General features: G+C 65.9%; 21 protein-coding genes. 13 read left to right on the top strand and 8 right to left on the bottom strand.

Going from position 1 to position 19,249, the window contains the following annotated elements; all coding sequences use genetic code 11:
- Positions 1-105: 105 nt before the first annotated feature.
- The 6 genes from ACIA76_RS19855 to ACIA76_RS19880 all read left to right on the top strand — a co-directional run bounded on the left by ACIA76_RS19855 (position 106) and on the right by ACIA76_RS19880 (position 5,529).
- Positions 106-1,401 carry an NAD(P)/FAD-dependent oxidoreductase gene (locus ACIA76_RS19855; protein WP_397153298.1) on the top strand — a complete coding sequence of 432 codons (1,296 nt, stop codon included), beginning with the start codon at positions 106-108 and terminating at the stop codon, positions 1,399-1,401.
- Positions 1,402-1,566: 165 nt separating this feature from the next.
- Complete coding sequence (locus ACIA76_RS19860; protein ID WP_397153299.1) at positions 1,567-1,794, top strand: antitoxin; 228 nt, start codon at positions 1,567-1,569, stop codon at positions 1,792-1,794.
- On the top strand, positions 1,788-2,189 hold the full coding sequence (locus ACIA76_RS19865) for a TA system VapC family ribonuclease toxin (RefSeq protein ID WP_397153300.1): 402 nt from the start codon (positions 1,788-1,790) through the stop codon (positions 2,187-2,189). Before ACIA76_RS19860 ends, ACIA76_RS19865 begins: the two co-directional genes overlap by 7 nt.
- Before the next feature lie 25 nt (positions 2,190-2,214).
- Positions 2,215-2,865 carry a TetR/AcrR family transcriptional regulator gene (locus tag ACIA76_RS19870; protein WP_397153301.1) on the top strand — a complete coding sequence of 217 codons (651 nt, stop codon included), beginning with the start codon at positions 2,215-2,217 and terminating at the stop codon, positions 2,863-2,865.
- A gap of 162 nt (positions 2,866-3,027) precedes the next feature.
- Positions 3,028-4,293: a cytochrome P450 gene (locus ACIA76_RS19875; protein WP_397153302.1), complete on the top strand. Its 1,266-nt coding sequence runs from the start codon at positions 3,028-3,030 to the stop codon at positions 4,291-4,293.
- Positions 4,294-4,305: 12 nt separating this feature from the next.
- The gene (locus tag ACIA76_RS19880) at positions 4,306-5,529 is read left to right on the top strand and encodes a cytochrome P450 (RefSeq protein WP_397153303.1); all 1,224 of its coding nucleotides are present in this window, start codon (positions 4,306-4,308) and stop codon (positions 5,527-5,529) included.
- Here the strand turns inward: ACIA76_RS19880 and ACIA76_RS19885 are convergent, their stop codons facing one another.
- Positions 5,530-5,766, bottom strand: a complete 237-nt coding sequence (locus ACIA76_RS19885; RefSeq protein ID WP_397153304.1) for a hypothetical protein — start codon at positions 5,764-5,766, stop codon at positions 5,530-5,532.
- Between the two features lie 17 nt (positions 5,767-5,783).
- Here ACIA76_RS19885 and ACIA76_RS19890 point away from each other — a divergent pair, with 17 nt between their 5' ends.
- Positions 5,784-6,449 carry an HAD family hydrolase gene (locus ACIA76_RS19890; RefSeq protein ID WP_397153305.1) on the top strand — a complete coding sequence of 222 codons (666 nt, stop codon included), beginning with the start codon at positions 5,784-5,786 and terminating at the stop codon, positions 6,447-6,449.
- On the opposite strand, the gene ACIA76_RS19895 is transcribed toward ACIA76_RS19890, so the two are convergent.
- Positions 6,435-7,703 (bottom strand): XRE family transcriptional regulator, encoded by a 1,269-nt coding sequence (locus ACIA76_RS19895; RefSeq protein ID WP_397153306.1) that lies wholly within the window; start codon positions 7,701-7,703, stop codon positions 6,435-6,437. The genes ACIA76_RS19890 and ACIA76_RS19895 overlap by 15 nt on opposite strands.
- Positions 7,704-7,932: 229 nt before the next feature.
- On the opposite strand from ACIA76_RS19895, the gene ACIA76_RS19900 reads away from it, so the two are divergent.
- Together ACIA76_RS19900 and ACIA76_RS19905 are read left to right on the top strand one after the other, a co-directional pair.
- Positions 7,933-8,112 carry a hypothetical protein gene (locus ACIA76_RS19900; protein ID WP_397153307.1) on the top strand — a complete coding sequence of 60 codons (180 nt, stop codon included), beginning with the start codon at positions 7,933-7,935 and terminating at the stop codon, positions 8,110-8,112.
- A 798-nt stretch (positions 8,113-8,910) separates the two neighbouring features.
- The gene (locus tag ACIA76_RS19905) at positions 8,911-10,431 is read left to right on the top strand and encodes a DEAD/DEAH box helicase (RefSeq protein WP_397153308.1); all 1,521 of its coding nucleotides are present in this window, start codon (positions 8,911-8,913) and stop codon (positions 10,429-10,431) included.
- A 5-nt stretch (positions 10,432-10,436) separates the two neighbouring features.
- Here ACIA76_RS19905 and ACIA76_RS19910 read toward each other — a convergent pair whose 3' ends face one another.
- Entirely contained in the window at positions 10,437-10,976 is a 540-nt protein-coding gene (locus tag ACIA76_RS19910; protein WP_397153309.1) for a DUF1697 domain-containing protein, read from the bottom strand.
- Positions 10,969-11,718 carry an acyltransferase gene (locus ACIA76_RS19915; protein WP_397153310.1) on the bottom strand — a complete coding sequence of 250 codons (750 nt, stop codon included), beginning with the start codon at positions 11,716-11,718 and terminating at the stop codon, positions 10,969-10,971. The genes ACIA76_RS19910 and ACIA76_RS19915 overlap by 8 nt, the downstream gene beginning before the upstream one ends.
- A gap of 153 nt (positions 11,719-11,871) precedes the next feature.
- Here ACIA76_RS19915 and ACIA76_RS19920 point away from each other — a divergent pair, with 153 nt between their 5' ends.
- Together ACIA76_RS19920 and ACIA76_RS19925 are read left to right on the top strand one after the other, a co-directional pair.
- Positions 11,872-13,251 carry a PQQ-binding-like beta-propeller repeat protein gene (locus ACIA76_RS19920; RefSeq protein ID WP_397153311.1) on the top strand — a complete coding sequence of 460 codons (1,380 nt, stop codon included), beginning with the start codon at positions 11,872-11,874 and terminating at the stop codon, positions 13,249-13,251.
- Positions 13,252-13,347: 96 nt separating this feature from the next.
- Complete coding sequence (locus ACIA76_RS19925; protein WP_397153312.1) at positions 13,348-14,007, top strand: HAD family hydrolase; 660 nt, start codon at positions 13,348-13,350, stop codon at positions 14,005-14,007.
- On the opposite strand, the gene ACIA76_RS19930 is transcribed toward ACIA76_RS19925, so the two are convergent.
- On the bottom strand, positions 13,986-15,155 hold the full coding sequence (locus ACIA76_RS19930; protein WP_397153313.1) for a helix-turn-helix domain-containing protein: 1,170 nt from the start codon (positions 15,153-15,155) through the stop codon (positions 13,986-13,988). The genes ACIA76_RS19925 and ACIA76_RS19930 overlap by 22 nt on opposite strands.
- A gap of 279 nt (positions 15,156-15,434) precedes the next feature.
- Between ACIA76_RS19930 and ACIA76_RS19935 the strand changes: the two genes are divergently transcribed.
- Entirely contained in the window at positions 15,435-15,686 is a 252-nt protein-coding gene (locus tag ACIA76_RS19935; protein ID WP_397153314.1) for a hypothetical protein, read from the top strand.
- On the top strand, positions 15,683-16,003 hold the full coding sequence (locus ACIA76_RS19940; protein WP_397153315.1) for a hypothetical protein: 321 nt from the start codon (positions 15,683-15,685) through the stop codon (positions 16,001-16,003). The genes ACIA76_RS19935 and ACIA76_RS19940 overlap by 4 nt, the downstream gene beginning before the upstream one ends.
- Before the next feature lie 63 nt (positions 16,004-16,066).
- Here ACIA76_RS19940 and ACIA76_RS19945 read toward each other — a convergent pair whose 3' ends face one another.
- From ACIA76_RS19945 to ACIA76_RS19955, 3 genes are read right to left on the bottom strand one after another with little or no spacing between them, the layout of a single operon-like run.
- Positions 16,067-16,990 (bottom strand): phosphotransferase family protein, encoded by a 924-nt coding sequence (locus ACIA76_RS19945; protein WP_397153316.1) that lies wholly within the window; start codon positions 16,988-16,990, stop codon positions 16,067-16,069.
- Between the two features lie 43 nt (positions 16,991-17,033).
- Positions 17,034-18,245: a class I SAM-dependent methyltransferase gene (locus ACIA76_RS19950; protein WP_397153317.1), complete on the bottom strand. Its 1,212-nt coding sequence runs from the start codon at positions 18,243-18,245 to the stop codon at positions 17,034-17,036.
- Positions 18,245-19,222, bottom strand: coding sequence for a class I SAM-dependent methyltransferase (locus ACIA76_RS19955; protein WP_397153318.1), 978 nt, complete (start codon positions 19,220-19,222; stop codon positions 18,245-18,247). The genes ACIA76_RS19950 and ACIA76_RS19955 overlap by 1 nt, the downstream gene beginning before the upstream one ends.
- Positions 19,223-19,249: the final 27 nt, after the last annotated feature.

Here is a 19,249-nt window from a genome sequence, read left to right on the forward strand (position 1 = left end):
TCCCATTCATGAACGATCGAGATAAGAGTCATCTGAAGTATGCGCCCTGATCCCTGGAACATCAGCACTTCGAATCGCGGTTACTAATGACAGAAGGAGGCTGTCATGGACTACGTGGACGCGGGGATCGAAACCGCTGAGGTCGTTATCGTCGGATCGGGCTTCGGCGGACTCGCTGCCGCGAAGCAGCTGAACAAGTCGGGGGTGAAGTATGTGCTCATCTCGAGCACGCCGGAGCACTTGTTCCAACCGCTGCTCTATCAGGTAGCGACGGGTGTGCTCCCCGCCACCGACATCGCCCCGCCGATCGCACAGGTGTTGCGCCGGCACAAGAATGCGCAGGTGCGGATCGGCACGGTCGTCGAGATCGATACCGAGGCCGCCGTACTCACCTACGAAACCCCCAAGGGCCGCAGCAAGATCCGCTACGGCTCGCTGATCGCCGCGACCGGCGCCAGTCAGTCCTATTTCGGCCGTGACGATTTCGCCGAGAAGACCTATTCGCTCAAGACCATCGACGACGCCGAGCGGCTGCGCGCGCAGATCGAGCGCGTCTTCGCCGAGGCGGCCGTCGCCGATGAGAAGACGCGCGAGCGGCTGCTGAGCTTCGTGGTGGTCGGCGCGGGCCCGACCGGTGTCGAGGTGGCGGGTCAGCTGAAGGAACTCGCGAAACGGTATTACCACCAGGAGATCTCGGTGACCCTGGTCGAGGGCGCCGGCGCGGTGCTGCCGCCGTTCGGCGGGACGCTGTCGGCCTACGCGCGCGAATCGTTGAGCAAGGGCGGCGTCGACGTCCTGCTGGACACCTTCGTCACCGATATCGAGCCCGGCAAGGTCACGGTCAAGTCCAAGGACGGCGTGGAGCGCGGCCTCGGCGCGGAGACCGTGGTGTGGTCGGCCGGCGTGCAGGCGGGCGGCTTCGCCGAACTGCTGGCCACCGCGACCGGCTGCGCGACCGATCGCGCGGGCCGACTGCTGATCAACCAGGACTGCACGGTGGGCGGTCATGCCGATATCTTCGCCATCGGCGATATGACATCACTCAACGGCTACCCCGGCCAGTCCCCGACGGCCATGCAGGAGGGCCGCCACGTCGCCGATATCGTCCGTGGCAAGAAGGCCGCGGGCACCCCGTTCGTCTACTGGGACAAGGGTTCGATGGCGGTGATCAGCCGCTTCAGCGCGGTCACCAAGCTGAACGACAAGATCAAGTTCACCGGCACCATCGCCTGGATCACTTGGCTCGCCGTCCACCTCTTCTACCTCGTCGGCTTCCGCAACCGCTTCGCCGCGGTCCTGTCCTGGCTGGTCGCCTTCATCGGCACCGCCCGCCCCGGATTCGCCGAGGTCGACAAGAAGCCCCAGCCCACAAGGATTTCGGACCACCGCAAGGCCGCCTGACCTACCGACAGCCTCGATCCTCCGGTGCTCACGCACCGGAGGATCTTGTTTGCGTCATCGTGGCATCAGCTAACGCCCGTTCGCAGACTGAGCGATCAAGATCTCGGCAGGTCACAGCGTTCGGCATCGTTGCATCATGATGCAGCGATGCATACCATCGGACGTATGCGCACCACGATCGATCTGCCCGAGGACCTGCATCGCCAGGCAATGGCGATTGCGCACGACACCCATCGGACATTCAGTGACACCGTTTCGGATCTAGTTCGCCGCGGCTTAGGCCAGAACAACGCGGCCACATTGGGCTGGAGCGAGAAGACCGGCCTGCCGACGATCACACTCGGCAAAGTGATCACGTCCGAGGATGTGCGGTCCCTCGAGGACGAATGGTGATCTCCCTGTTGGACGGCAACGTCCTGGTCGCACTCGCGGTCACCGATCACGTGCATCACGATGTCGCCGAAAGCTGGTTCAACCAGTCGAAAGGCGGTTTCGCGACCTGCCCGATCACTCAGGGGAGTCTCCTACGCTTGCTGATGCGCAATGGAGAGAGCGCGCAATTCGCGCTCGAGGCTCTGACCCGCCTGACCGGTGACGCGAAGCACGAGTTCTGGCCAGACGAGCTGCCTTTCGCCCAGGTAAAGATGGACGGAATCATCGGCCATCGTCAGATCACCGACGCCTATGTCGCGCAGCTCGCCCGCTACCGCAGAGGCAGGCTCGTAACCTTCGACAAAGGGCTTTCGGTAGCACAGCCTGACGTCGTCGACCTTCTCGATACCCACTAGACGCGGCCGCCGTCAGGCTCAGCTCATGAGTGATGCACGACAGACGACACAGCGCCCGCGGCGTAGAGATGCTCGGGACAACCGGGATCGGATTGTCGCGGCCGCGCGGGAGCGGTTCACTGCCGATGGGCTCGATGCGTCGCTCAATGCGATCGCTCGCGCGGCGGGGGTCAGTATCGGGACGCTCTACAACCACTTTCCGGTTCGCGAGGCGTTGATCGAGGAGACCTTTCTCGGGCTCGCGGAGGAGTCGCTTCGCAGTGCGGAGGCGGCGCTGGGGTCCGACGCTCCTTGGGACGGGTTGGTCCAGCATCTGACGCGGATGGCCGAATTGCAGGCGACCGACCGGGGATTCACCGATCTGTGTGTGCGGTCGCTGCCTGCGGGCAGTCCCATCGAGGCGGTGAAATCCCGTGGGCAGCAGCTGTTCCACGAGTTGATCGGGCGCGTCCAGCGGTCCGGGGAACTGCGGGGCGATATCGATGTCACCGATATCGGGCTGTTGTTGTGGTCGATCGTGCGGGCCACCGAGGATATTCGGGATCGGGCGCCGCGGGTGTGGCGGCGGCATCTGGGTGTGCTGTTGGACGGGTTGCAGGCCGAGGCGGCTCATCCGTTGCCGGAACCGCCGATCGATCATCAGTTGCTGCGCACGGCGATGACATCGAGCCACTGACCTCCGGTTACCCGCTGGTGCAAGATCGAGAGAGAACTCGTGGCAATGCTGCTAGCCTGAAATCGCCTGGCGCGCAGGAGGTGTAGAGGTGAGCTCGTTCGATACCTTCGAGTCGGGCCCCGACCTCACCGAATCCTCTGTCACCGTCTGGAGTTTCGTTCGTTGACCACGCCTTCGTCCGCGCCCCACACCGCCACGCTGAGCGCCTGCCCCGTCAATCACGGCTCACCCTTCGATGCCGACGGTCCGCGAATCCTCATCGACACACCGGAGTTCGCGGCCGATCCGCACGGCGCCTATGCCGAGATGCGCCGCCGCCACGGGTCGATGGCGCCGATCGAGCTGTCACCCGGCGTGCCCGCGACGCTGGTGATCGGCTATCACACGGCATTGCGAATCCTCAACGATCCCGAGCACTTTCCGGCCGATCCGCGCGCCTGGCAGCAGTCGGTGCCCGACGATTGTCCCGTGCGGCCGATGATGCAGTGGTATCCCAACGCGCTGCGCAATGCCGGTGCGCCGCATGCGCGCTACCGGCAGGCCTATGTCGCCGCCGTCGACGGGATCGATCTGCATTCGCTGCACAGCACCGTGGAGAAGGCCGCCATCCCGCTGATCAACACGTTCTGCGAGGCGGGCGAGGCGGATCTGGTGTCGCAGTACGCCTTTCCGCTGGTATTCGAGGTACTCAACCGAATGGTCGGCTGCGATACCGATCTGGGCAATCGCGTCGCCACCGGGATGGCCGCGCTGTTCGATACCGTCAACGCCGCCTGGGGCATGCAGACGCTCAGCGAGGCGCTGCTGGAGCTGATCGCCCTGCGCCGCACCGAACCCGGCGACGATGTCACCTCGCGGCTGGCTCATCATCGGGCCAACCTCAACGACGAGGAGATGCTCTATCAACTCGTCAGCTTCTACGGCGCGGGCCTGGAACCGCAGCAGAATCTGATCACCAACACGCTGCTGGTCATGCTCACCGACGACCGGTTCGCCGGCGACGTACTCGGCGGCAGCCTGTCCACCCGCGACGCGCTCGACGAGGTGTTGTTCAACGACCCGCCGATGGCGAACTTCTCCATCACCTATCCGCGGCAACCGATCCTGATCGACAACACCTGGCTGCCCGCGCATCAACCGGTCCTGATCAGCTTCACCGCCTGCAACAACGATCCCGCGATCGCCGGTGGAGACCGCAGCGGTAACCGCTCGCACCTGTCCTGGGGTGCGGGACCGCATGCCTGCCCGGCGCGCTCGGTGGCGTATCTGGTGGTCCAGGACGCGATCGATCAGCTGCTCGACGCCCTTCCCGAATTGCGACTGGCCGCGCCGCGCGACGAATTGACCTGGCGCCCAGGTCCTTTCCACCGCGCCCTGGCCGCCCTGCCGGTCGCCTTCCCCGAGGTTCCTCCATTGAACATGATGTAAGGAGGCTGCCGGATGCAGCACGACCCGATAGTCCTGGACCTGGCCGGAACCGATATCCAGGGGGAATCCGCACGAATCCGCGAGCGCGGGCTGGTGACGCCGGTGGCCCTGCCCGGCGGGGTGCCCGCCTGGTCGGTCACCGACTTCGCCGTACTCAAGAGCCTGCTGGCCGATTCGCGCGTATCGAAGGATCCGCGCCGGCATTGGGCGGCATACATCAACGGCGAGATCACCGAGGCATGGCCGCTGCTGCCGTGGGTGGCGGTGGACAACATGTTCACCGCCTACGGTCCCGAACACCGCCGACTGCGAAAGCTGGTGTCACCGGCCTTCACTCACCGCCGGACCACCGCGTTGAAGCCCCGCATCGAGGAGATCACCCGCGAGCTGCTCGACGGGCTGGCGGCCACCCCGGCGGGCGAATCGGTCGATCTGCGCGAGCGCTACGCCTATCCGGTGCCGATCCGGGTGATCAGCGAAATGCTGGGCGTACCGCGACATCTCGGCCCGGCCATGCACAAATGCGTCGACGGCTTCTTCGACGGCTCGTTCACCGCCGAACAGGCGCAGGCCAACTACGTCGAAATGTACGGCCTGGTCAGCGAATTGGTGACATTCCGGCGGGAGCATCCGGGCGAGGACATCACCAGCGTGCTGATCAGCACCCGCGCCGAGGAGGACGGATCACAGCTCGGCGAGAAGGAACTGGTCGATACGCTGATGCTGGTCATCAACGCGGGTCACGAGACCACGGTGAACCTGCTCGACCAGGCCATCACCGCACTGCTGACCCATCCCGAGCAGCGCGCCGAGGTGCTGTCGGGCGCGGTGCCGTGGGCGGATGTGGTCGAGGAGACGCTGCGCTACCAGTCGCCGGTCGCCCATCTGCCGCTGCGCTACGCCGCCGACGATATCGACGGTGAAGGCTTCCACATCCCCAAGGGTGATGCCATTCTCGCCTCCTACGCCGGGGCCAGCCGCGATCCGAAGATCCACGGCGCCACCACGAATGCGTTCGATCCGCATCGCGACACCAGGGATCAGCACGTCGCCTTCGGCCACGGCGCGCATCATTGCCTGGGCGCTCCCCTGGCCCGGCTCGAGGCGGCGATCGCCCTGCCCGCCTTGTTCGAACGGTTCCCGAATCTCCGATTCGCCGTGGACCCGGCGGATCTGGCACCGATCGGCAGCTTCATTTCCAACGGCCACGCGAAACTGCCTGTGTACCTGGACTGATCAGCGTGCCCCGCCGCCGAACCAGCGCGAAATCGCCTCCCGCACAGACGCGCTGACCCATTCGGCGGTGGGGTCCGAGAGGATCTCACCGAGGAAGAAGATGCCGTCGCGGCCCTGGATCCAATGCACCCGCTCGAACCAGCCGTCGCGCAGCGCGGCCGCGCTGGGGTAGGCGGGCCATTCGGCCAGGGCCTCGGCGATCAGCTCCGGATCGTCGAACAGGAACAGGCCCGGCAACAAGTACGGTGTAACGCATGATTTCGGCGGTTGTGTTCGACGTTGGTGAGACGCTGGTCGACGAGACACGCGAGTACGGGACCTGGGCGGATTGGCTGGGAGTACCGCGGCACACCTTCGCTTCGGTGTTCGGCGCGATCATCGCGACTGGGCAGGACTATCGGGAGGCTTTTCAGGTCTTCCGGCCTGGGTTCGATCTCGCAGAGGAGCGCGAAGCTCGGGCGGCGGCTGGCCAGCCGGAAGCCTACGGCGAGGACGATCTCTATCCGGATGTGCGGCCGTCACTGTCCAAGCTCCGTGATATGGGCGTGTGGGTCGGCATCGTGGGCAACCAGACTGTTCGCTCCGGCCGGATCCTACGAAGTCTGCAACTGCCCACCGACTTCATTGCGACATCGGACGACTGGGGTGTCGAGAAGCCTTCACCGGAGTTCTTCGACAAGTTGGTCGAGGTGGCGCCATGCGACGCACACCAGATCGTCTACGTCGGGGACCGGATCGACAACGATGTGGCACCGGCGAAGGTAGCGGGCATGCGGACCGCGTACCTTCAGCGTGGGCCATGGGGATGGATCCACCGGGACAAGCCGGAAGTCGCGCAGCTCTCCGATTGGAAGATTCGCGACCTGAGCGAACTGCCCGAGATCGTTGGTCGAGAGAACACCTCACTAGCCAACGAGTGACTGCACCGTGGTGTGCCAGTTGTAGAGGTTGTCGTCCAGCGCTCGAACCTTGGGAAGCGAGTCCCACTCGCGTAAGGACTGCCGGACTGACTTCACTCGATCCATTGCTGTTGCGTACCAATTGCGCCCGAGAACTTCGAGCGCCTGCTCGAGGTAGGCGCATGCCTGCTCGGGATCCTGCTCGAGTACCCACGCGGCCGCCAAGTCTGCGAGATAGATCGAGCGCTGCTTGACCGATTCCTCGGACAGGTCCGCGAGCGCCTGTTCCAGGGTTTCGCGAGCTTCACGACCTTGACCGGCAGCTATCAAGGTATTTCCCTTGAAGCCGATGAGACGGGCCTGCGAGAACCAATCCAGCCAGGGCGGCGAGGGATTGCTTTCCGGATCATGCTGGCTGTAGGTCTCTTCGGCGTGGCGAATCAGGTTCAGTGCCCGGCGGGTATCTCCGAAACGGGTCTCGACCTCGGCTTCCACTGCGTCGAGCCACGCGACCATCTCGGCATTGCCTTCACCACGTCGAGCGAATGCGCGCGCTCCTCGAATCCTGTCGCGAGCTTCCTCAGCCCGCTCAGGATCACCGGAAAAGGCTGGTGCAAACGCCATATGAGCTAGGGCCGCGGCTCCAAGTAGGTTGTCGTCCGCTTTGCGTGCGGCCTGAAGGGCGAGGACGAAACTCGGTTGCGCTGCCTCCGGCTGCTGAAGATCGAAGAACTCCAATCGGCCCTGCAGGAGGCTCGACTCTGAAACTGCCCGTGCCATTAGGGCTTTCGCCGGATCAGGTAGCTGATCCACGAGGTCCCAGCCCAGGGCGGCGTGCTCGGCTACAGAGCGGTGCAGGCGTGCTGCTGGGACCGACCAGTACATGTTGCGGTGCGAAACCGTGATGGACATGGTGTCCGTCGCTACAGACGCTGGCACTGTGCCCGTGGAGGTACCGAAATGGCGAGCAGCCCAAGGCTCTTTCGCCCCGCCGCCCGCTGTGCGAGATGGCTGGTTATTCATCTCAGACCATGGCGGCGTGAAGCCGAGTTCGGCTATCGGCCGTTTGAACAGAGCTTCCAGTGCGGTGGCATGTTCTGGATGTGGCCAGGGAGGATTCTCGGACTCCCAGCGTCGAACGGTTCGAGCATTGATCGAGACACGCAGCCCGATCTCGCGCGCAACGTTGTTGAGTGCCTCTGCCAAGGCAGCCTGCGAGCGGTACCCAAGGGCCTGTCGCGCAGCACGGAGGGCGACATTTGCCGAGTGCGTCATATGGCCGAGTCTAGACCCGAGCGGGACGATTATACCCTCCTGAATCTTCGAAATGGCCGCTCTATGTCCTCTTGTATGGCCTTGTTTCGGAACTCACTAGGCGACATCCTGCTTGTATGTGGCGCAGATCTCTCTCGCAGCAGTGAGCGGGTTCCGCGCCTCCGCCAGCGCAATGCATGCGCAGAAGACGACGCGGAGCAGGGGTACAGATCAGCGCGTAGGAGGCGAGATGGGACGGCCCACAAGGCTTTACGAGTTCGAAGGCGGCGTACTGGAGGTCTACGACTACGGGGACGACTCCGAGAAGGACGGCAGCCCAGGGGTTTACCTGGAGCTGTACGGAAGTCCCCCCGCTACGGACTTGGACCTTCCATCTGTCTCCGACGACACCGATATGGAGGCGTCGTGAGGTTGCACGATTGGGTCGGGTTGGCAGTCGCGGCCGGAATCCCGGCGGCGGTGTTCGTGATTGCGGCGGTCGATGTTCGCCGCATTCCCAAAGGAGTCAGGCAGGCGATCCGGGATCGCCGCGACCACGGGGAGCGTTGGGGCGACTGAGATCCTCCACCCCGCGGCGCCACATCAAGCGATCGACCACTCACGAGAAAGGCGATGACCTTTGGGAATCACCGAGCAGTGCCATGAAATGCTGTGGGACCCGTGTGGTGAGGTCGGCCGCGTAGATGACCATTGACTGCGGGTCACACTCGTGGACGTGGCCGATCGTGGTCATCAGAGCGGCTCGCCGGTGTCGTAACGGCGCAGCTGAGCGGCCGGGGCAAGACCCTCCGTCGGACGCTGACACAGTGGCAGCAACCCGTTCCAGCCTGGAGGACCATCGTCGTGATGATCACCAGCGTATCGGTTTGGTCTTGTCGGCTGCGCTCGAATCCCTTGGGGGACCGGACATATCGCGGCCCGGCTCGGCTCGCGCGCACCGGCAGTGGACTCCCCCGCCGATAGTGATGATCACTACATCCGCTCGAGTTCCGGCGAATCTCGAGCTAGTGTGGTTGACGGGTATCGCTGGCCGATGCCCAGCGTCGTAGATTGCTATCACTACGCACCCAGCCACTCGGCTGTGTGGCACCGGCTCTCCTTGCGGCGATCGATTTTGCCCATCGGCAATCTCGCCACCAGTGCCCGGCCGCGAATTTCGTTTTCGTTGTGCGACAGGTCACCCTGCCCCGAAAGAACCCACTCCTATATGACTTCCTTTGCTGAGCTCGGCCTGCGCGAACCGCTGATCCGGGCCCTGGAACGCGGCGGCATCACCGCACCGTTCCCGATCCAGTCCAACACCCTGCCCGACACCCTGACCGGGCGCGATGTACTCGGCCGCGGCAAGACCGGCAGCGGCAAGACCCTGGCGTTCTCCATTCCGGTGGTCTCGCGGCTGGCTGGCGGCCGCCGCCAGCCCAACAGCCCGCGCGGGCTGGTCCTGGCGCCCACCCGGGAGCTCGCCACCCAGATCGCGGCCGTACTCGAACCGCTGGCCGCGGTGTATTCGATGAAGGTCGCCACCATCTTCGGCGGCGTCTCCCAGCATCGTCAGGTGCAGGCGCTGCGGGCGGGTGTCGATATCGTCGTCGCGTGCCCGGGTCGACTCGAGGATCTGATGCGCCAGCGGCTGCTCACCCTCGACGCGGTCGAGATCACCGTGATCGATGAGGCCGATCACATGGCCGATCTGGGCTTCCTGCCCGTGGTGACCCGCATTCTGGCCGCGACCCCGTCCGACGGACAGCGGTTGCTGTTCTCGGCGACGCTGGACAACGGCGTCGACAAGCTCGTGAAGCGCTTCCTGCCCAAGGCGGTCAAGCATTCGGTCGACGAGGCCAATTCGCCCGTCGCCGCGATGACCCATCACGTCTTCGAGGTCACCGGGCCCGCGGTCAAGGCCGACCTCGTGCAGACCCTGGCGTCGGGCACGGGCCGGCGAATCCTGTTCACCCGCACCAAACATCAGGCCCGCCGCCTCGCCAAGCAGCTGACCACCGCCGGTATCCCCGCGGTCGATCTGCACGGCAACCTCGCCCAGGGCGCCCGCGACCGCAACCTCGCGGTCTTCGCCTCCGGTGAGGCCAAGGTGCTGGTCGCCACCGACGTCGCCGCCCGCGGCGTGCACGTCGACGGCGTCGAGCTCGTGGTCCACGTCGATCCGCCCGCCGAGCACAAGTCGTATCTGCACCGATCCGGCCGTACGGCGCGCGCGGGCAGCGCGGGCGATGTGGTCACCATCGTGCTGCCCGAGCAGCGCAAGGATATGGCCGCGCTCATGCGCAAGGCCGCGATCACCGTGCGCCCGAATCAGGTCACCGCAACCTCGGGACTCGTCGCCGATCTGGTCGGCGAGATCGCCCCGAAGGTCACCACCGTGCCGAAGACGCAGGCGGACAAGCCCGTTCGCGACGGAGCGCCCCGAGGCGGTCGCGGCGGCGGTGCGCGGGGCACGGGTGCTCGCACCGGCAACGCCCCGACCCAGGCGGGTCGCCGCAGCCGTGGCGGCGCGAACAGCGGTGCGCAGCAAGCGCATTCCGGCGGTGGCCGGGCCTCCCATGCCGAGGGCAGCGGGACCCGGCGCCAGCGCCCGGCGACCGGTGGCGGTAAGGCGAGTACGGGCGGCGCGGCGCGTGGTTCGGGTCGTGGCGCCAATCCGGCCGGAAGCACCGGCGGCGTGGCCGGATTCTCGCGCACCGGCGGCGGCTCGCGCCGACGGAGCCGCTGACTCCTCTACAGCTTGGCCATCACCTTCCGCACCGTGAGCCAGGTGCGGGTGGTGATGTCCTTGCCGTACACCGTTTCCAGCCAGGCCATGTGATTGGCCGTGGACGGGTCCATGTTGTCGATCACGGCGAGCACCGCACGGGTGTCCTCGTCGTAACCGAGGATCCGCACGGCCGATGTCAGCTGCGCGGGAAGCGGTCCCGGCGGCCCCGCCTCACCGTCCTTGACGAAGGTGACGGTGAGGTAGGTGCTGCGGCCGTGCTCGAGCCCGGCGAACGGGTCCCGATCGGCCAGCCCTCGCAGCTCGTCGCGGCTGCGGATGATCGTGCCGCCCGCGATGCCGAGTTCGGCGTTCAGGGCCCGCTGAATCGTCGATTCCAGTGCGGGAACATCGGTTTCGTCGCTGGAGAAGACGATATTGCCGCTGCTGAGCAGCGAGCCGACCGATTCGAATCCCAGTCCGGAGAACACCGCCCGCAACTTCTCGTTGCGCATGTTCGGATTGCTCGGCATGATGCCGCGCAACCAGGCGGCGTACCTAATCATGCGCCGCGACGCCGTTCTTCTTGCGTTCGATATCGGCCAGCGCGGCCTGATGCCGGGCCCGCTCCTCGGCCGCCGCGTCCCAGGCCTCCTTGCGGTTCTTGACGACCTTGGCGGGCGCGCCGACGGCGATGCCGAAATCGGGGATATCGCCCTTCACCACGGCGTGTGCGCCGAGCACACAGCCACGACCCACGCGGGTGCCGCGCAGCACCGTCACCTTCGCCGCGATCCAGGTGTCGGGGCCGATGCGGACCGGACTCTTCACGATGCCCTGATCCTTGATCGGCAGGGTGACATCGTCCATCCTGTGGTCGAAATCGCAGATATAGCACCAGTCCGCGACCAGCGTGGACTCGCCGATCTCGATATCGAGGTAGGTGTTGACGACGTTGTCCTTGCCGAATACCACCTTGTCGCCGATGCGCAGCGAACCCTCGTGGCAGCGAATGGCGTTGCCGTCGCCGATATGCACCCAGCGGCCGATCTCCATGCGCCCCAGTTCCGGGGTGGCGTGCACCTCGACGCGGCGGCCCAGGAAGACCATGCCGCGCAACACGATATGCGGATTGGCGAGCCGGAACTTGAACAGGCGGTAGTACCGGACGAGATACCACGGCGTGTACGCCCGGTTGGCGAGCACCCAGCGCAGCGACGCCAGCGTCAGAAAGCGCGCCTGTTCCGGATCCCGGCGGCGCGAACCGCGCCAACGCGAGCGCAGCGGTGCGCCCCACATACTCGTCACGAACCTGCTCCTCAACGTCTGTCGGTCGTTGACGTACCAGGGTACTTTCGGGCCGATCCGGATGCGCCGGGGGCCGCCACCGTGAGGCGGCCGACCGAGCGCCCGTCCGGGGGTTTACTCTCGTGCAGGCCCGAACGAGCAGAGGGGAGCACCGTGCACGACCTGAGCGAAGTGACCGGGGACAACCGGACGTCGGTGCGGCGCGCGCCCGTTCGGGTGATCGCGGCGTTCGGCGCCGTCGGTGCGCTGCTGCTCACCGGATGCGGCGGCACCAGAGCCGACGATATCGCGGTCGGCCCGGGCAAGGGCTGGCCCTCGGCCTTCCACGACGCCCGCAACAGCGGCGCCAGCCCGGTCACCGGCTCCCGTCATCTCACCCTCGCCTGGTCGCGGCCCATCGGCGGACCGACGGCCGTGGCCACCACGATCGGGCCGGACGGGCAGCTGTTCCTCACCACCCGCGCCGAGGTCGACTGCGGCGGCAGGCTCGGCACGACGGGGATGATGTTCTCCTTCCTGATGGAGACCGGGCGCAAGCGGTTCTGTAATCCGTTGGGGCCCGCGGCGATCGGCTCGCCGACGGCCGTGGACGGGGCCAGCAATGTCTATCTCGGCGACGATGCGAACGATGTCGGCGGCGTCGGCTCGTTCAATGCGCTCGGGCAGCCGCGCTGGCGTACGCCGGTCGCGGGTGTGCCGGTGTCGATGCAGTTCACCGGCGACAGCAATGTGCTCTCGGTGACCCAGTTCGGTCAGGTCGACGTGCTGAGCCGCCAGACCGGCGACCGGATGGTGCCGACCTTCCAGATCCTGGGCGAGCCGGACTATCTGAAGCAGCCCGATCTGCCCCGCCCGCCCGCCGGTCAGGGCATCGGCGACTGCACGACCGGGGCGCCGCAGTGCCCCGTGGCCAATGTGTCTGCGGTCGACCAGCATTCGGGCCGCTTCTACGTCACCGCCTGGCGCCCCGGCGCACCCGTCGCGGCCCTGGTGGCACTGCGCTACGACGGCAAACAGGTTCGGCAGGAGTGGAGCGCCGATCTGCTCACCGACGGCAGCGCGACCAGTCCCACCCTGTCCCGCGACGGGAAGACGGTCTACGTCGGCGACAACAGCGGCCGACTGCTGGCGGTGGACGCGACCGACGGACATCCGAAATGGTCTCAGCCCCTGGGCTTTCCGCCGCGTGGCGCGGTCTCCGACCGCGACGGCCTGCTGATCCCCGGCGGCGACGACGGCCACCTGCTGGCCCTGCGCGACTCTGGCAACACCGCCGAAATCGCCTGGGAGCGCAAGGATCTGCAACTGCGCGGCCGCCCGGTCCAAACCGCCGGAAACACCGGCTACATCGTCTCCCCCATCGGCGACGCCCTGAACCTGGTCACCTTCGACACCACCAACGGCAAAACCCTCGCCTCCACCGTCCTCACCGGCGCACAAGGCACCACCTCCGGAACGGCCATCGGGCCCAAGGGCGAGGTGGTGGTCACCACGCGGATCGGTGAGTTGTTCACCTTCGAACCGGAGAAGTAGTCAGCTCACCTGCGCTGCGGTGAGGCGATCGACATCGGCGGCCGCGAACGTACACTCACCTGGCAGGTTCGGCGGCCGAACTACCGAGGTGGAGCCTTGATTCGATCAGTCGTGTTCGATGTCGGTGAGACGCTGCTGGATGACACGCGCGAGTTCGGTGCATGGGCTGATTGGATCGGTGTACCTCGGCATACGTTCTCCGCTGTCCTCGGGGCTGTGACCGCTGCGGGCCACAACAACGCGCTGACCTTCCAATACTTCCGCCCAGGTTTCGACATGGATTACGAGCGTCGGCTACGGGAGGATGCGGGGCGTGGGGAGATCATCGAAGAACAAGACCTGTACCCCGATGTCCGCCCCGCGTTGTCGGCTCTGCGTCAGGGTGGTGCATGGGTGGGAATCGCAGGTAACCAGACCGCCCGAGCTGCCGCCTTGCTCCGCAAGCTGGGCCTACCGTGCGATGCGATCGCAACCTCTGGGGAATGGGGTGCGGCAAAGCCCGACAGCGAATTCTTTGATCACGTCGCAGAATTCGCACCAGGGGCCCGCGAACAGATTCTGTATGTCGGTGATCACCGCGACAATGACCTGATTCCGGCGCGCAACGCTGGAATGAAATGTGCACTCATACGACGGGGCCCGTGGGGGCATCTGTGGGCAGATGAGATCCAGCGCGAAGGGCTGGCAGATTGGGTTGCGGATTCTCTTGATGACCTGGTCGAGATGATCATCGATCAATGCCACCCACCGAGCTGAGCGAGCATATCTCTGACGTATAGGTGATTGTTGGTATGTTGCGGAGCGACCGACCGTGCGGAGCGTAGGGCCTGCAAGGCGTCGTCCCGCCTACTGGCTTGCATATAGGCGCGGGCAACGTCAATGTAGAAGTGCGAGCACCGTTCTGCTGGGATCTCGCGGGACGGATGCCAGGCCTGAGCCACGGACAGCGCAGTGCCGACATCACCGAGTTCGACCGCAATCGAAACCCGATGAATACGGACCGACGACGGTCCGAAAGCAGTTCCCAGGTAGATACTCTCGGGTACAAGACTCGCGATCTGCTCGGCTTCGTCGAGATGCGCTCTGGCCTCAGAGGGACGAAATTCGCGCGCCGCGACCACAGCCGCGCGCATGTGCAAGGAGCCGTAGGCAGCGGCGTCCTGAACCGACCTGCCGGGACGGATCGTGTCGGCGGCCTGTTCGAGCAACCTACGGCCGGTTGCCAACCGGCCGTTGACAAAGAACATTTCGGTGCGGACATACGCTGACATGGCCAGCAATAGCTCGTCTCCGGCGGTGCGAGCGGCATCCCACATCATGGCGATAATGCGCGCCGACAGATCGAAGTATCCGTACTTGCCCGCGATCGCATCGGCGGCGCGGTATGCCTGGACGAGCAGAGCGGAGACCTGTTCCCGTTGACAGCCAGCAAATGCCGAATGAGCCCGGTGCAGTTCAGCCAATAGTGAGGGAAGCTCGCAGGCCAAATGCAGATAGTTCGAGTTGAGTCGGTCATCGACGATAGCGGCGACAGCGTCACGAAGCTGCCCCAGCGGCCGAATCAACCCATCCTCGGGCAGAGGATGACTGTCGAGTGCACATCTCAAATCCGGAAGCCTGGCTTCAACCGCCCTTGCCGATCGATCTCCGTGCGGCGGATCGGCCGGTGCTGCGCTCAAAGCGACGGCAAAGCGTTCACGTTGGGCATCGTCCAGGCGACTGTACAAGGTATCCATTGCCGCCGCGTACTCACGTGCGAGAGTGATTGTCACACCGCGTGATTCCCACTTGCGGACAACGGCTTCGGTGTAGCCGAGTATGCGGGCGAGCTCCTTCTGACTGACACGCAGCGCGTCCAGACGCACCGCCTTGACTTCTACGCCGGTCCACTTCGTGATGGTCATCTCGGAGTCGCCCGTCTGCCATATCCGCTGGCCTCAGCAAGAAGACTAGATCTTGCGTAGCGGTCTCGTAGCAGTCTCGTGGCTTCTCTTCGGATTGTGATCGCGCGAGGCTCGAATCAGCCCCGCCGCCGGGTCGATGCCACAGCCATCGGCAGTCGACCACCCAACAGTGACGCCGCCGATCGACGGTGCTCCCCGGCACCGCGCGGCCCACGGCGACGAGGAATCCATGAGATTCGTTCGGCGACATACATTCTCGGCGGCACCACCGAACCGGAGGTGAGCACTCGCATGTTCTTCGACACCAATCATCAGACCGAGTTCGACGGACTGCGGGCGACCTGGCGGCCGGAGCATCACCGGATCCTCATCGTGGGCATAGACAACACCTCCGATGATTCGGCCGCCATATCAATACCGCCCGTCGGCCACCTCGATCTCGTACAGGCACGGGAGCAGTGGCCGCATCTGACACACCTATGGGACGCCGTCAGCCACGACTTCTGGTCCGTGCTCAGGAGGCTGCAGTGAGCGCCGAGATCGAGAGCCCGACAGACGATTCCGACCGCCTGATCGACGAGACACCTCTGAGCGCGAACGCAGAACCCTACGCCGAGTTGCGTGGCTACGAGATCTCCGAACAGCAAGCTCGCGACATCGCGGCCGACGCCGGTCCAGGCTGGCGCGTCGAGCGCGAGCCGAACCCGCCCTACGGGTGGAACCTTGTCGACGACCGAGCCACGATCGTGTGCAGCGGCTCACTGGACCAAATCGAGACGTGGGTGCTCAACCGAAATACGGAATCGAGTCGGCGACAACAAGTGAACGAAGATATCGAGCCAACGTGAGCGCAGGAAAAGCGCGGCAAGCCGATCAGGGTCTCGTTGTCGTCATCAGCGCTCAACGTCGCCTTATTCCGCGCTGCCTGCCAATTCCTCGTGCAACCCTGCCAGAGCAGTGTGGTCGTCCTCGGTGCCGACGTGCGGGGCGGCGAACCAGCGGGTGTACTCGGCAATCTCGGAAAGCCGCCAGTCCAGTGCGAACAGCTCTATCATCGCGGGGTCGGGGCGCAGCAGGCCGTTTGCCACAGCGAGTAGATCCGCGTAGTCCCGTTCAGGCGGTGCTAGAGCCAGCGACTCCCAATCGATCAGTCTCAACCCGTCGGGGGTCATGACCTGATTGTTGTTGTGCGGCTCGCCGTGTGTCGGCACCCATGAGTCCCGTTGGGAGAATGCTACTTCCGCCAGTTCCAGGTATCGGCCGGTCCAGCGGTCGATCGCATCGCCGTGTGCGGCAAGGGCGAGCCGTGCCTCCTCCGCCAGTGGGCCGCTCGTCCAGGGCTCGGCGGTGTGAGCTCGCAACTCATCGGCGAATCCGGGACCGACCCGCGGTGTCCAAGACCGCAGGCCATCAGGTGGGGCAGCGCGATGCAGCGCGGCCAGCGCGAGAACGACCTCGCGGACATGCCGGGGCTCGTGGGTCTCCGCCTCGCTCGGGCTCCGGCCCTCCAGCCACGGTGTCACGCTGAGCGCACCGGCCCCGATGTCGATGGTGAACCGCCCGGACTGGGCGGGCATCGGCGCACATACCACGTCCAAACCGGAGGCGGCCAGTGCGGCGGCCCCAGCGTAGGCAGCCTCCAGCGACGTCGCGGTGTGCCGGGGCTCCAACTGGTCCAACGTCACGAACGCAGCGGTCCGCCCGCCGATCACCCGCCAGTGGTGCGCACCGAAACCCCATGGCAGATAGCTGATCTCGGCAATCTCTGGCAACCAGTGCGCACGGACCGCAAGCGCGATCGCCTCGTCACTGATGAAAGAGGGACGGGAAAGCACAAGATCGAATTCTAAGGCGTCCGCCAGGATGTCTTCTCACCGATTACGGGGTTTCGCAGAGGAACACCGTGGGGGTGCGGCCTATTCGGGTGATGACGAGGGTGTGGGGGACGGTGCCTCGGGGCTTGAGGCGGGTGCGTAGGGCGTCGGGGTCGAGATCCACGCCGCGGGTGAGGATTTCGAGGGGGCCGCAGGTGCGGCGGTGGAGTTCGGCGCGTAGCGGCTTTTCGCGGAAGTCCAGGCGGTCGAGGATGCGGAAGCCGCGTACACCGTCGGGGACCTGGTTGCCGGTGAGGTAGGCGATGCGGGGATCCAGTTGCCACAGGCCGTGTTTCGCGGCGTAGTGGCGGACCAGGCCCGCGCGCACGACCGCGCCGTCGGGGTCGACGATCCACTCCCCGGGTGCGCGCTCGGGGATGTCGTCGGGGTCGGCGTCGGTGAGGGTCCAGGGGGCGCGGGTCGAGGACAGGACGGTCGCGCGGCGGGTGACGCCCGGATCGGTGAGTCCGGCCGACCACAGGCAGGCCTCGCGGACCGCGCCGTCGAGGGAGACCACCTCCGCCTCGCCCTCCCATTTCATCGCGGGATCGGTTCGGCCGGTGGCGGTTTCGCGGCCGGTGCCGCCGGTGACGAAGGCGTCGAAATCCAGTCCGGGAGCACATTTCACGACCATGTCGCGGCCGCGATGGGCGGCGATCAGATCCGGTAGTGGCGGTTGGAGTTTCGCGGGGTCGTGGGTGCGACGGCCGTCGGCGCGGCGGGCCGGATCGGCGACGATCACCGTATCCGTACTGCAGGGCGCGAGCGCATCCGCCTTGGCCAGCAAGACATTCCGCGCCCCGGCCAGGTTCTGCGCGGCCATCGCCAGCCGCACGTCGTCCAGATCGCTGCCGAGCACCGCGGGGCAGACCTGGTGCAGCGCAGCCAATTCCGCGCCGATCGAACACGTGACGTCGTGCACCGCCCGGCCCGCCAGCCGCCGCGCCCGATGCCGGGCCACGGCACTGGGCGTCGCCTGCTGCAGGGCGTCATCGGTGAACAGCCATTGGCCCGCATCGTCGAGCTTCGCCCCGGCCCGCCGCCGCAGCCGCACGGTCTCCACGAGCACGGCCGATCGATCGCCGTACTCGCGTCGCACCCGTTCGAGGTCACGCACCAGCGACGCCGAGGTCAAGTCGAGACGCGCCACCTCGGCCAGCGCCGCCCGTCCGGACTCGCCGCCGAGGTAGTCGACGTCCGCGCGCGAGAAACGCACTACTTCTGGGAGGGTCCCGGCTTCACGCCGGTGATCATGGCGTTGTAGAAGAACTGCCGCGGCACGACATGTTTGAGCACCCGCTCATCGAGCCAGCTCAGCCCGAGCCACGCCCGATACTGGGCCATGCGGTAACCCCAGGTCAGCTTCTCGGCGGGCACGGCCGCCTCGAAGGTGCGCACCGGCCAGCCCCACAGGGCCGCGGCGAACTCCTCGGTCTCGGCGTGCACATCGACCGCACCGGCCGAACGGGCCATCGCCTCGAGATTCGACGGATCGAAGGTGTGCAGATCGACCACGGCCTCGAGGGCCGCGGCGCGCGAGGATTCGTCCAGCTCCTCCTGCGAGCGACGCCAGCCGCGCAGGAACGGCAGCTTGGTGACCTCGGTGGTGGCCTTCCAGGTGATCTGACCCAGCTTGCGCGCGTAGAGGTTGCCGATCGTGGTCGGCTCACCCGCGAAGACGAATCGCCCGCCCGGCTTCAGCACCCGCAGGCATTCCTTGAGCGCCAGCTCCACATCCGGAATGTGGTGCAGCACAGCATGACCCACGACCAGATCGAAGGTGTCGTCCTCGTACGGGATGGTCTCCGCATCGGCCACCCGGCCGTCGACCTCCAGCCCGAGGTGCTCGGCATTGCGCAACGCGACCTTCACCATGCCGGGCGACAGGTCGGTGACCGAACCGCGCCTCGCCACCCCGGACTGCATCAGGTTCAGCAGGAAGAATCCGGTGCCGCAGCCGAGTTCGAGGGCGCGCTCGACCGGCAGCGGCGCATTCGGGGCGACGGCGTCGAAGCGACCGCGGGCATAGGCGATACAGCGCTCGTCATAGGAGATCGACCACTTGTCGTCGTAGGTCTCGGCCTCCCAGTCGTGATACAGGACCTGGGCGAGCTTGTTGTCGCTATAGGCGGCCTGGACCTCGGCCTCGGTGGCATGCGGGTTCGGCGCGGGGTCCTCAGGACGTGCGGTCATGGTCGAAAAGCGTAGTCGAGCGTCCAA

The sequence above is a fragment of the Nocardia sp. NPDC051570 genome (genome assembly GCF_044454005.1).
GTDB lineage: Bacteria > Actinomycetota > Actinomycetes > Mycobacteriales > Mycobacteriaceae > Nocardia.

Excerpts from the sequence above, each read along its gene's own strand:
- ACIA76_RS19870 (WP_397153301.1), top strand. The coding sequence starts at position 2,215 with ATGAGTGATGCACGACAGACGACACAGCGCCCGCGGCGTAGAGATGCT.
- ACIA76_RS19880 (WP_397153303.1), top strand. The coding sequence starts at position 4,306 with ATGCAGCACGACCCGATAGTCCTGGACCTGGCCGGAACCGATATCCAG.
- ACIA76_RS19865 (WP_397153300.1), top strand. The coding sequence starts at position 1,788 with ATGGTGATCTCCCTGTTGGACGGCAACGTCCTGGTCGCACTCGCGGTC.
- ACIA76_RS19855 (WP_397153298.1), top strand. The coding sequence starts at position 106 with ATGGACTACGTGGACGCGGGGATCGAAACCGCTGAGGTCGTTATCGTC.
- ACIA76_RS19900 (WP_397153307.1), top strand. The coding sequence starts at position 7,933 with ATGGGACGGCCCACAAGGCTTTACGAGTTCGAAGGCGGCGTACTGGAG.
- ACIA76_RS19955 (WP_397153318.1), bottom strand. The coding sequence starts at position 19,222 with ATGACCGCACGTCCTGAGGACCCCGCGCCGAACCCGCATGCCACCGAG.
- ACIA76_RS19905 (WP_397153308.1), top strand. The coding sequence starts at position 8,911 with ATGACTTCCTTTGCTGAGCTCGGCCTGCGCGAACCGCTGATCCGGGCC.
- ACIA76_RS19910 (WP_397153309.1), bottom strand. The coding sequence starts at position 10,976 with ATGATTAGGTACGCCGCCTGGTTGCGCGGCATCATGCCGAGCAATCCG.
- ACIA76_RS19890 (WP_397153305.1), top strand. The coding sequence starts at position 5,784 with ATGATTTCGGCGGTTGTGTTCGACGTTGGTGAGACGCTGGTCGACGAG.
- ACIA76_RS19895 (WP_397153306.1), bottom strand. The coding sequence starts at position 7,703 with ATGACGCACTCGGCAAATGTCGCCCTCCGTGCTGCGCGACAGGCCCTT.
- ACIA76_RS19930 (WP_397153313.1), bottom strand. The coding sequence starts at position 15,155 with ATGACCATCACGAAGTGGACCGGCGTAGAAGTCAAGGCGGTGCGTCTG.
- ACIA76_RS19860 (WP_397153299.1), top strand. The coding sequence starts at position 1,567 with ATGCGCACCACGATCGATCTGCCCGAGGACCTGCATCGCCAGGCAATG.